At 57.3% G+C, this 10,956-nt stretch carries 12 protein-coding genes and 1 rRNA gene; 9 read left to right on the top strand and 4 right to left on the bottom strand.

The genetic code is table 11. The annotated features are described in order from the left end of the window. Positions 1 to 132 precede the first annotated feature (132 nt). Positions 133 to 248, top strand: a 5S ribosomal RNA gene (gene rrf / locus BOP93_RS20360). Between the two features lie 344 nt (positions 249 to 592). Beyond that, positions 593 to 1,966: an MFS transporter gene (locus BOP93_RS20355; protein WP_104504439.1), complete on the top strand. Its 1,374-nt coding sequence runs from the start codon at positions 593 to 595 to the stop codon at positions 1,964 to 1,966. Between the two features lie 56 nt (positions 1,967 to 2,022). Here BOP93_RS20355 and BOP93_RS20350 read toward each other — a convergent pair whose 3' ends face one another. The 4 genes from BOP93_RS20350 to flgA form a co-directional block, all read right to left on the bottom strand. Further along, a complete protein-coding gene (locus tag BOP93_RS20350) occupies positions 2,023 to 2,772 on the bottom strand; it encodes a flagellar brake protein (RefSeq protein WP_104504438.1) in 750 nt (249 codons plus the stop codon). A 96-nt stretch (positions 2,773 to 2,868) separates the two neighbouring features. Next, positions 2,869 to 3,339: a flagella synthesis protein FlgN gene (locus BOP93_RS20345; RefSeq protein ID WP_104504437.1), complete on the bottom strand. Its 471-nt coding sequence runs from the start codon at positions 3,337 to 3,339 to the stop codon at positions 2,869 to 2,871. 48 nt (positions 3,340 to 3,387) lie between these two features. Beyond that, positions 3,388 to 3,708 carry a flagellar biosynthesis anti-sigma factor FlgM gene (flgM, locus tag BOP93_RS20340; RefSeq protein ID WP_065884811.1) on the bottom strand — a complete coding sequence of 107 codons (321 nt, stop codon included), beginning with the start codon at positions 3,706 to 3,708 and terminating at the stop codon, positions 3,388 to 3,390. 141 nt (positions 3,709 to 3,849) lie between these two features. After that, the gene (gene flgA, locus BOP93_RS20335; RefSeq protein WP_065892955.1) at positions 3,850 to 4,614 is read right to left on the bottom strand and encodes a flagellar basal body P-ring formation chaperone FlgA; all 765 of its coding nucleotides are present in this window, start codon (positions 4,612 to 4,614) and stop codon (positions 3,850 to 3,852) included. 75 nt (positions 4,615 to 4,689) lie between these two features. Between flgA and BOP93_RS20330 the strand changes: the two genes are divergently transcribed. The 7 genes from BOP93_RS20330 (at position 4,690) to BOP93_RS20300 (ending at position 10,952) form a co-directional block, all read left to right on the top strand. Then, on the top strand, positions 4,690 to 5,622 hold the full coding sequence (locus tag BOP93_RS20330; protein WP_104504436.1) for a chemotaxis protein CheV: 933 nt from the start codon (positions 4,690 to 4,692) through the stop codon (positions 5,620 to 5,622). A gap of 43 nt (positions 5,623 to 5,665) precedes the next feature. Continuing rightward, entirely contained in the window at positions 5,666 to 6,493 is an 828-nt protein-coding gene (cheR, locus tag BOP93_RS20325) for a protein-glutamate O-methyltransferase CheR (protein WP_104504435.1), read from the top strand. Positions 6,494 to 6,805: 312 nt separating this feature from the next. After that, complete coding sequence (gene flgB / locus BOP93_RS20320; protein WP_104504434.1) at positions 6,806 to 7,213, top strand: flagellar basal body rod protein FlgB; 408 nt, start codon at positions 6,806 to 6,808, stop codon at positions 7,211 to 7,213. Between the two features lie 3 nt (positions 7,214 to 7,216). After that, a complete protein-coding gene (flgC, locus tag BOP93_RS20315) occupies positions 7,217 to 7,660 on the top strand; it encodes a flagellar basal body rod protein FlgC (RefSeq protein WP_024076985.1) in 444 nt (147 codons plus the stop codon). A gap of 16 nt (positions 7,661 to 7,676) precedes the next feature. Next, positions 7,677 to 8,396 carry a flagellar hook assembly protein FlgD gene (gene flgD, locus BOP93_RS20310; RefSeq protein WP_104504433.1) on the top strand — a complete coding sequence of 240 codons (720 nt, stop codon included), beginning with the start codon at positions 7,677 to 7,679 and terminating at the stop codon, positions 8,394 to 8,396. Between the two features lie 31 nt (positions 8,397 to 8,427). Continuing rightward, on the top strand, positions 8,428 to 9,738 hold the full coding sequence (gene flgE / locus BOP93_RS20305) for a flagellar hook protein FlgE (RefSeq protein WP_104504432.1): 1,311 nt from the start codon (positions 8,428 to 8,430) through the stop codon (positions 9,736 to 9,738). 173 nt (positions 9,739 to 9,911) lie between these two features. After that, entirely contained in the window at positions 9,912 to 10,952 is a 1,041-nt protein-coding gene (locus BOP93_RS20300; RefSeq protein ID WP_420220242.1) for a hypothetical protein, read from the top strand. Positions 10,953 to 10,956 lie beyond the last annotated feature (4 nt).

Raw genomic sequence — 10,956 nt, 5'->3', positions numbered from 1 at the left:
CTAACGAGCATCAGATTGCGGTGTGTGAAGACGAGATGAACCGAAAGTTCGACGCTCACAAAACACCGATTGCTGTCACATACCCAATTTGCTGAAGCGAGGCCATGTGGTCACGACTCAGTACCCGAATTTCTTGACGACCATAGAGCATTGGAACCACCTGATCCCATCCCGAACTCAGCAGTGAAACGATGCATCGCCGATGGTAGTGTGGGGTTTCCCCATGTGAGAGTAGGTCATCGTCAAGATTAAATTCCAGAACCCCAATTGCGAAAGCAGTTGGGGTTTTGTTTTGGGCGATCGAAAAAATTGCCTCTGTCGAGCATGCTCAACATCTTATGGACCGCTCTATTCAGGGCTTTTATGGCAGATATCCAGACACCAGTCGAACCTTGCGCATGATCCAGGTTCACAGGTGGTGCGCTGTGTATTTATCTCCACTCTATGTACCTCGCAGCTATGCAGTCAGCGTCTGAGCTGGTAAGCAAAATAATCCCCGGAAATGGCCCATGCCGTCTGTCCGGACCCGACCACCGCGGACTATCATGCGATAGCCCTGTCCCCTCACTGCAAGGAGCCGCTCGGAACGCCGATGCGCCAGATCTGGAAATCTTTTCGAGCCCTTTATTTCGCCTCCTTGATGATGCTGATCGGCTCCGGCCTGCTCAGTACTTATTTGGCCTTGCGCCTGGCCGCCGACCATGTCGACAGCCTGTGGGTGGGTGCGCTGATGGCGGCCAACTATTTTGGCCTGGTGCTGGGCGGCAAGATCGGGCACCGTTTGATCGCTCGTGTCGGGCATATACGGGCCTACGCTACATGCGCCGGGATTGTCGGCGCGGCTGTGCTGGGCCATGGGTTGATCGATTGGCTACCTGCCTGGATCGTGCTGCGGATGATTGTGGGCCTGGGGATGATGTGCCAGTACATGGTCATTGAAAGCTGGCTCAATGAGCAAGCGGATGCCAAGCAGCGTGGCGTAGTGTTCAGCGGCTATATGATCGCTTCCTACCTCGGTCTGGTGCTGGGTCAACTGATACTGGTAATGCATCCCCATCTGGGGCTTGAACTGCTGATGCTGGTGGCGCTGTGCTTTGCCCTGTGCCTGGTCCCCGTGGCTATGACCCGGCGTATTCACCCGGCGCCGCTGCATCCGGCACCGATGGAACCGCGTTTCTTTATCAAGCGTGTGCCACAGTCCCTCAGCACGGTGTTGGGTGCCGGCTTGATAGTCGGCTCGTTCTATGGCCTGGCGCCGCTCTATGCCTCCCAGCAGGGGTTGACGACTGAGCAAGTCGGTCTATTCATGGGATCCTGTATTTTTGCTGGACTGCTCGTGCAGTGGCCACTGGGCTGGTTGTCGGACCGCTATGACCGCGCTCTGCTGATCCGCTGCTTCGCCTTGTGCCTGGCGGTGGCGGCGTTGCCCTTGGCGATCATGACTCAGGTACCTTTGGAAGTGCTGTTCGTGGCGGGCTTTTTTTGTTCGCTTGTGCAGTTTTGTCTTTACCCGTTGGCCGTGGCTTTTTCCAACGATCATGTGGAAGGTGATCGTAGGGTATCGCTGACCGCTATGTTGCTGGTGACTTACGGAGTGGGTGCCAGTATCGGCCCGCTTCTGGCGGGTGTGGTAATGAAGCTGTTCGGCAGCCAGATGCTGTACGCGTTTTTCAGCCTGTGTGCGTTGATCCTGGTATGGCGTATACGGCCCAAGGCGGTGACCAACTTGCATCAGGTGGACGATGCGCCGTTGCACCACGTCGCAATGCCTGACAGCATGTCCAGTTCGCCGCTGGTGGCCGCGCTTGATCCGCGGGTGGATGAACAGGTGGTACAGGAGCAGATGCAGACCACTGTTCCTGACCTGGAACCCGAACCTGCCGTCGACGAGCCGGCTGCCGAGATTGCGCCTGAGTCAACCGACCCGGAAGAACATCCCCATGACTTGAGTCGAGCGCGGCCCTAACGAAAAACGGGCAGATCCTATGAGGGTCTGCCCGTTTTCTACAGAGTGTTCAAGGCTTAGAAGTCGTCGTCTTTGTCGAAGCGTCGAGCTTCACGTTGCAGCTGATACACAAAGCGTTCTACTTGGCGCTGCACTAAACCGCTCATGTTATGAAAGCGCACGCCGGCAAAAGTGGTGTTGATCCTGTCTTCGAAATGCAGGTAACGCAACTCGACAGAGGTGGTCATGCTGCCGAATGGCAGCGCGGCGATGAAGCGGTCATAGACCTGGCCCAGTTGCAGGCGTTCGGTGATGTCGCCTTCAAAGCGCAATTTGCACCCAGTGGCCGAAATGTCGAGCAACTTGCCGTTGATCGGAGCCTTAAGCTTTTCGCCACCCAGTTCAATATTGACCAACTGCGCCAACTTCAAGGCCGCGCGGAATGCATCACGACGCTGATGATAGACCACCTCGCTGGGCATGCTGCCCCTGTAGATACGGTGACCGTCCTTCTCGCTGATGCTCAGCGTGCCATTACTGTCCCAGGCAACCCTAACGCCATCATGGAAACCTTCGATGCGGAACGGTTCGCCATTTTCGAGGTGACGCTCACCGTCACGTGGAATCATCTCGTCCAGTACCAACGTCTTGCTGTCTTTGTCGATATCTACAAGATAGCTTTGGAAGCGTTGGCTGCGTTCATGGAACGTAATGATCAAAGGATCATGGCTGTCTTGAAGCATTCGCAGCGTGCTGGCGATTTCCAAAGGCGTAGTAAGGACCTTCGGTGGCTGCGGTGCATCTTCCGCATTAGGGGCGTTGAACACGGTTGTTCCATCTCCAGGCAAAATACGACTACACGCAAGAATGGGCATTTTGCCAGTATGTAGCGCACCTTGGATAGGTCACGCTTTAAACCGGCGTCAGGCTTGGCTGCGGGTGCTTGGCTTGACCAGGCGCGAAGTGGAGCCTTGGGCGTTATACAGGGCCGGGGGCTCGCCGCCGTGAAGAATACGTAACTGATTGGCCGTGGTGGCTTGCTGAAGCTGAATCGACTGGCCGTTGAGCAGGTTGGCTTCCTGGCACTGGGTGAGCAGCTGATTGAGTGCTTTGCTTTGCGTCAGCAACTGATCGCCGACCGAGGAATGACTTGCCAACTGTGCCAGGCCGTCGTGATCGGCGGGCAGGCCCAGGCTGTTGAGGATCTCGCTGCGCTTCGTGCCGTGCTGTTCGAGCAGCACAATCAGCGATTGTTTGCGTGCGAGTATTTCTTCGAGCAAAGGCATATCCCGGCCATACAGGGCCAGGGACTCTTCTTTTAGCAGCTCGAGCAGTTGTTGCGTCGGCGCCAGATCATCAATGATCAGTTGAAGCAAATGTTCGTCGTGGTGCATGGCTGGCCTTGGGTTTTAAGCGTCCAGAAGCCCAGCGCAGGCCTTTGCCTAGCGCTCGGCTTCGAAGTTAAGCAGCTTGCTGGCTACACGGTTGCTGTCGACTGTGTAACTGCCATCGGCGATAGCCTGTTTCAACTCGGCCACGCGGGCTTTATTGACAACCGGTTGATCGCGCAGCGAGTCAGTGACCTTCTGCAACTGCTGAGCCTCATTACTCAGGTGAACCGACTCCCCACTCTGGCTCGCACTCGCCTGCTCTGCCTTGGCCGGCAGGGGCTGGGACTTGGCTTCTACGTTTTCCTTGCCGGCAGTACGCGTAGTGCCTGACGTCGTCGGGGTGTTATTTAAACGGCTGAAATCAATGACCATGATCAAAAAACCTCTGGGTATTTGGACGCTTGCCATGTTTTCGGCAATACCCGGACAAACTTTAGGCGCGAATGACAATAAATCTCCGCACGGAGCACTCTATGCACAGTGTAGGAAAACCTGGCGCCCCGTACCAGTCATCTATAACGCCACCTCGACTTGGCCCGGAGCTGTCACTCGCGCCTTGATCACGCGGTTGGAGTTGAGGTTCTTGACGCGAATCTGTTCGCTCATGCCACCGTTGGACAGCGCTTCCCCCGGCATTTTTACGTTCAACCCGCCGCTGCTGGCGGAAATCACGACCTGGTCACCTTTACGAATGACTTCAGCCTGCTCCAGGTGAACCAGGGTAATCACTTGGTCGGTGACCACTGGTCGGGTGAGCCGCTGCCCGATCGCCTGGTCCAGGGAGGTCAGGTAACCCTGGTTGATCAGGCTGATATCCCGTTCACGCAGTGCAACGTCGTCATCGCCAATGATGCCGGTGCGCTTCAATGGTCGCGCCACCACGACAACGTCGCGGAACAATTTGACTTGAGCCGGCACAAAAACAGTCCAGGGCGAGGCGCCCTCACACCGTACCTTGACGGTTACACGGCCAATAGGCTGGGCCGGGCTTTCCAGCGTGGCTGTCAATTCCTTGTCACACATCGGCATGCGCAGGCGCGGGTCCAACTGATTGACCTGGATCTCATAGCGCCCCGGTGTCTGGGTGGTCTCCAGATAATCTTCTACAGTGTATTCAAGAAAGCCCTGGGTGACGCCGATAAGGAGATCAGGCAGGGTGACGTTGTCGGCGCGAGCGGTGACGCCCACGCCCCAGACAAGCAGCGCCATCGCGGCGCAGAGCAATCTGCGATACTTTGGGCGGCAAGCGCGTCGGGAAACTGTCGTTTTAATATCCATAGCCAACCAAATAGCAAAGCTCGTGCCGTTTAGTGTTGGGTACGCATCGTACCTCTGGGATTTAGGAGTCTGGGCATGGCAGGTGTAATGGATTCAGTAAACCAGCGCACACAGCTGGTAGGGCAGAATCGCCTGGAGTTGTTGCTTTTTCGCCTGGACGGCAAGCAGCTGTACGGGATCAACGTGTTTAAAGTGCGCGAAGTGTTGCAGTGTCCCAAGCTGACGATCATGCCCAAGTCCAGTCCGGTGGTGTGCGGCGTGGCCAATATACGTGGCGCGACCATCCCCATTCTTGACTTGGCGATGGCCACCGGGTCCTCTGGTTTGCAGGACCGCGAAAGCCCGTTCGTGATCATTACCGAGTACAACACCAAGACCCAGGGGTTCCTGGTGCGCTCGGTGGAACGTATCGTCAACATGAACTGGGAAGAGATCCATCCACCGCCCAAGGGCACCGGCCGCGATCACTACCTGACGGCCGTGACGCGGGTGGATAACCAACTGGTGGAAATCATCGACGTGGAGAAGATCCTCGCCGAGGTAGCGCCCACGTCGGAGACCATTTCCGTCGGGGTAGTGGATGCCGAGACGGCGCACAAGGCGGTGTCCCTGCGCGTGTTGACCGTGGATGATTCATCTGTCGCGCGCAAGCAGGTCACGCGCTGCCTGCAAACCGTCGGCGTCGAGGTGGTGGCCCTCAATGACGGTCGCCAAGCCCTGGACTATTTGCGCAAGTTGGTGGACGAAGGCAAGAAGCCGGAAGAAGAATTCCTGATGATGATTTCCGACATTGAAATGCCGGAAATGGACGGATACACCCTCACGGCTGAGATACGCAGCGATCCACGCATGCAAAAATTGCACATCATCCTGCATACTTCGTTGTCGGGGGTATTCAACCAGGCGATGGTCAAGAAGGTCGGTGCAGACGACTTCCTGGCCAAATTCCGGCCTGATGACCTCGCATCCCGGGTAGTCGACCGGATCAAGGCAGCAGATCACGGCTAGGGGCGTTTCCTCTGGCGATCACACGATTTAAGAGGCGGTATCAGTGTCTACGGGTAATTTGGATTTCGAACAGTTCCGGGTTTTCCTGGAAAAAGCCTGTGGCATATTGCTCGGTGAAAACAAGCAGTACCTGGTATCCAGCCGTCTCAACAAGCTGATGGAACAGCAGGGCATCAAGTCCCTGGGTGAGTTGGTCCAGCGGATCCAGGGGCAGCCGCGCAGCGGGCTCAAGGAGATGGTGGTCGATGCCATGACCACCAACGAAACCCTGTGGTTTCGCGATACCTACCCCTTTGAGGTGCTCAAGAACAAAGTGCTGCCGGAAGCCATCAAGGCCAGCCCTGGCCAGCGCCTGCGTATCTGGTCGGCGGCATGCTCCTCGGGGCAGGAACCCTATTCGATCTCCATGTCCATCGACGAATTCGAACGGACCAACATGGGCCAGTTGAAAGCCGGCGCGCAAATTGTGGCGACGGACCTGTCCGGCAGCATGCTCACCAACTGCAAGACTGGTGAGTACGACAGCCTGGCCCTGGGCCGAGGCCTGTCCCAGGAACGCCTGCAACGCTTCTTTGACCCGAAGGGGGCAGGGCGCTGGGCGATCAAGGCACCGATCAAGAACCGCGTCGAGTTCCGCTCGTTCAATTTGCTCGACAGCTACGCCAGCCTGGGCAAGTTCGACATGGTGTTCTGCCGCAACGTGCTGATCTACTTCTCGGCCGAAGTGAAGAAAGACATCCTCTTGCGCATCCATGGCACGCTCAAGCGCGGCGGGTATCTATTCCTCGGGGCTTCAGAGGCCTTGAACGGATTGCCCGATCACTACCAGATGGTCCAATGCAGCCCGGGAATCATCTACCAGGCCAAATAACAACAGTTACGCGGTAAAGATTTGGGAGGGGGCTTGCTCCCGATGGCGGTGGGTCAGTCAGCTATTCATGACATGACACACCGCTATCGGGGGCAAGCCCCCTCCCACATTTGTTTCGCGGCAATTTCAACGGGGAGCGGCAATCCTTCCATTGCCGCTTTACTGGCGCCACGCGGAAAGCACTTGCCGCTTTTCTGGCATCGCCACTGGCATTTCTCCCGCAAACCCATGATATACGGGGCTTGAGCATATTGGCATGCACCTTGCTATAACCCTGCTAACGAACAGCAGGTCAGCCTAAAGGTCTCCGCCATGAGCATCAGCTTCGATAAAGCGCTCGGTATCCACGAACAAGCCCTGGGCTTCCGCGCCCAGCGTGCCGAAGTCCTGGCCAACAACATTGCCAACGCCGACACCCCGAACTACAAGGCTCGGGACCTGGACTTCTCCGCCGTGCTCGCTGCACAGCAGGACAAAACCAAAAACGGCACCTTCGCCTTGAACATGACCAACAACCGTCATATCGAAGCGCAAGGCCTGAGCAGTGGTGATGAGTCGCTGTTGTACCGCACGCCGATGCAACCGTCGATCGACCAGAACACCGTCGATGCTCAACTGGAACAATCGAACTACGCCGAAAACTCGGTGAACTTCCAGGCTAGCTTTACCCTGCTCAACAGCAAATTCAAAGGGCTGATGTCAGCCCTGCGTGGAGAATAAGCCATGTCCCTGTCCAGTGTTTTCAATATTGCCGGCAGTGGCATGAGCGCGCAGACCACGCGTTTGAACACCGTCGCCAGTAACATCGCCAACGCCGAGACCGTGTCCTCGAGCATTGACCAGACTTACCGTGCCCGCCATCCGGTGTTTGCCACCATGTTCCAGGGCGGCCAGAGCGGCGGCAGCGATTCGCTGTTCCAGAACCAGGATGCCGCAGGGCAAGGCGTGCAGGTGCTCGGTGTGGTCGAAGACCAGAGCAACCTCGAAGCGCGTTACGAGCCCAACCATCCGGCCGCGAACGAAAAGGGTTATGTCTACTACCCCAACGTCAACGTGGTCGAGGAAATGGCCGACATGATCTCCGCCAGCCGTTCGTTCCAGACCAACGCGGAAATGATGAACACCGCCAAAACCATGATGCAGAAGGTCCTGACCCTGGGTCAGTGATAAGGGGCGCCAAATAATGGCCATCGTTGATACCTCGAACAACTCAGCGGTCCAGGACCTGTTCAATTCCAAGGTCAAGGACGCGTCAAACAATGTAGCGAATGTTTCCAAGGCCGCCACCGGCAACCAGGCGTTGGGCAAGGATGCATTCCTGCAACTGCTGGTCACCCAGCTGAAAAACCAGAACCCGTTGTCGCCACAGGATAACGGTGCGTTCGTGGCCCAGTTGGCGCAGTTCAGCAGCCTGGAAGGCATCAACACCCTGAACGACTCGGTAAACAACATCTCTAGCAACTTCAGCTCTTCGCAGGCGTTGCAGGCTTCGTCGCTGGTGGGACGTTCGATCATCACCCAGACCGACAAGGCGCTGGTCGATACCAGCAAGAGCATGACCGGTTCGGTGGCGGTGACGGCGGCGACGGGCAACGTCTCGGTCAAGATCACCGACAAGGACGGCAATGTGGTGCGCACCCTCGATATGGGCGCCCAGAGCGCGGGTTCGTCGGACTTTATCTGGGATGGCAAGAACGACAACGGTGAGGTCGCTCCAGCGGGTACTTACACCTTCGCGGCCTCAACCAAAAACGACAAGGGCGACGCGGTTGCCCTGGCCACTTCGCTGCCGGCCACGGTAACCAGCGTAACGCTGAGCAAGACCGGCGGCGAAATGCTGCTCAACCTTGCAGGCGGCATGGGCAGCGTCAAGCTGTCGCAAATTCAGACTATCGGTACATAGAGCCGGCTAACGACGGCAGAGGGAGAGAAACATGTCTTTTAATATCGGCCTTAGCGGCCTCTATGCGGCCAACAAACAACTGGACGTGACCGGCAACAACATCGCCAACGTGGCGACCACGGGCTTCAAGTCGTCCCGTGCGGAGTTCGCGGACATCTACGCGGCGTCCAAACTGGGCACCGGGCAGAACAGCATCGGCAATGGCGTGAACCTGGCGGCGGTGTCGCAGCAATTCACCCAGGGCGATGTGAATGGCAGCGGCGGCATTCTGGACATGGCGATCCAGGGCGGCGGCTTCTTCGTGCAGAAAGGCAGCGACGGTTCGCTGGAGTACACCCGCAGCGGTGCCTTCCGTGCCGACAAGGACGGCTACATCACCAACAACACCGGTACCTCGCGCCTGCAAGGTTACGCGGCGGATGATGACGGCAAAATCATCAAGGGCGGCCTGACCGACCTGCAACTGAACCTGACGAACTTGCCGCCCAAGGCCTCCACCAAAGTGGACTCCACCAGTAACCTGAACTCCTCGGAGCCGGTGATCGATCAAGCGGCCAAGCCGTTCGATCCCACCAAGACCGATACCTTCACCACGCAATACAGCACCACCTTGTACGATTCCCAGGGCAACGCTCACCCGATGGTGCAGTACCTGGTGAAAACCGACGGCAACAAATGGAATGCCTACACCCTGATCGACGGTCGCAACCCCGATGGTTCGGCTCCAACCGGTACGCCCTCGACGCCACCTGTGGCGTCGACCCTGACCTTCGATGGCGCAGGCAAGCTCACCAGCGTCGTGACCGGTGGTGTATCCGATAAGACCCTTACCGTTGCCGGCTGGGTCCCGGGTACGGTGACCAATGGCGTGTGGAAGGCTAACGGTGCGGACGCCAACCCAGGTGGGATTGCCGTCAACATGGCCAACATTACCCAGTACAACTCGGCCACCTACCGCAACCCTCCGGTCACCGACGGCTATGCCACCGGCCAGATCACCGGCCTGAAGATCGACGGTAACGGCGTAATGTTCGCCACCTTCAGCAACCAGCAGAGCAAGGCCATCGGCCAGATTTCGCTGGCCAGCTTCAACAACGAACAAGGCCTGCAACCTGCCGGCAGCACCACCTGGAAAGAGACCTTCGCTTCAGGCCAACCGGGTTACGACACCCCGCAAGCGGGCACCCTGGGCTCGATCGTGGCCAACTCCCTGGAGAACTCCAACGTCAACCTGACCAACGAGTTGGTGGACCTGATCAAGGCCCAGAGCAACTACCAGGCGAACGCCAAGACCATCTCCACCCAGAGCACCATCATGCAGACCATCATTCAGATGACGTGATTCGCCAGCGTTTCACAGGAAGCCCCTCTTAAGAGGGGCTTTTTTGTGGGCGTAAGAAAATAGCCTGATGTGCATCAGGTTACTCATTGAAATGCTGGAGGAAGGAACGCGGTATCCCCGTTCTGCCACTGATCGGCCAGGACCTGAGAGGTTCGCCAATCAAGGGGACGGGTATGTGGAGTTCAGGTGTTTTCGGGCCCGGCGCTGGAGGCGCAGTGTTTGGGCGCGAGGAGGTGCGTGGGGGTTCAACCCCGGTCACGCCAGGCGGCGAAGTGATCGCGGTCAAAAAGTTGCTGAACGAAATGTTCGATGCGCAGCAAACCGGAAAAACGCAAGCGGTTCAAGACGCGCGCGATAAATTGAACAAGCTGCGCGAGCAACTGGGCGATGAAAAATTCAAAGAGATTCTCAACAAGCTCATCAATGATGCTGATGACAAGTTTCTCGAGTTTCTTCGGCAGTTGTTGAAGGAATTGTTTCCCGATGAAGATGTAACGCCACCCGCGCCATCACCCACGCCGCCTGGTGGCGGTGGTGGCCGAGGGGGTGGGCGAGTAAGCCCGGGCGGGTTCGGCCCCAGCGAGTCCATGAGTAACAAGCCGATCACCGAAGGCTCAAAGCATTTCAACTACAAGCCTGACAAAAGCAATCCAGGGAAAAAACCAGACAACATCTGGAGTGGTTTCAGCCAAGGACCTGATGGTAACTGTGTCACCGTTTCCGCCATAAAAGCCGCAATGATGCAGTTCGGTCAAAAACCCACAGATGTCTTCAAGGATGTCAAGGAGACGAGCAGTGGTTATGACGTCACGATGCGAGATGGCTTCAAGCTTTCATTGACCAAAGACGAAGTGAGGCAGGCTGCGACACACGCTCGTTTCAAGGGCGATGATCCAGCGATGATGACGGATGCCAATTTTATGTACGCCGCGAGTGCCAAGCGGGCGCAGATGGAAAACAATGATGGCACCGCAGGTCGCAGTTTCCAGGCTGCGATGAACAGCCTCAACGACGGTGAGTATTCTCGTGAAGGTCTTGATCGGCTGGGTCTGAAAGGTCACTACAGGCCGGCCACGGATTCCGACTTGAGAAGCAGCAAGGTGGGGACGGTGGAGTACGGCGGTCATTCGATGGCCGTGATCAACGGTCGGATTGAATTGTGGGGGCAGCGGGGCGGTGTGCCTCAGTCGGGCATCGCGACCGTATTGTTCTAAGGCA

This window comes from Pseudomonas orientalis, from assembly GCF_002934065.1.
Taxonomy (GTDB): Bacteria; Pseudomonadota; Gammaproteobacteria; order Pseudomonadales; family Pseudomonadaceae; genus Aquipseudomonas; species Aquipseudomonas orientalis_A.
Note: the sequence above shows the minus strand (reverse complement) of the source record. Positions and strands in the feature narration are given on the sequence as shown.

Bases quoted from the DNA above. Each gene is read 5' to 3' on its own strand.
- BOP93_RS20355 (WP_104504439.1), top strand. From the start codon at position 593: ATGCGCCAGATCTGGAAATCTTTTCGAGCCCTTTATTTCGCCTCCTTG.
- BOP93_RS20345 (WP_104504437.1), bottom strand. From the start codon at position 3,339: ATGCACCACGACGAACATTTGCTTCAACTGATCATTGATGATCTGGCG.
- flgM (WP_065884811.1), bottom strand. From the start codon at position 3,708: ATGGTCATTGATTTCAGCCGTTTAAATAACACCCCGACGACGTCAGGC.
- flgA (WP_065892955.1), bottom strand. From the start codon at position 4,614: ATGGATATTAAAACGACAGTTTCCCGACGCGCTTGCCGCCCAAAGTAT.
- BOP93_RS20330 (WP_104504436.1), top strand. From the start codon at position 4,690: ATGGCAGGTGTAATGGATTCAGTAAACCAGCGCACACAGCTGGTAGGG.
- flgB (WP_104504434.1), top strand. From the start codon at position 6,806: ATGAGCATCAGCTTCGATAAAGCGCTCGGTATCCACGAACAAGCCCTG.
- flgC (WP_024076985.1), top strand. From the start codon at position 7,217: ATGTCCCTGTCCAGTGTTTTCAATATTGCCGGCAGTGGCATGAGCGCG.
- flgD (WP_104504433.1), top strand. From the start codon at position 7,677: ATGGCCATCGTTGATACCTCGAACAACTCAGCGGTCCAGGACCTGTTC.
- flgE (WP_104504432.1), top strand. From the start codon at position 8,428: ATGTCTTTTAATATCGGCCTTAGCGGCCTCTATGCGGCCAACAAACAA.
- BOP93_RS20300 (WP_420220242.1), top strand. From the start codon at position 9,912: ATGTGGAGTTCAGGTGTTTTCGGGCCCGGCGCTGGAGGCGCAGTGTTT.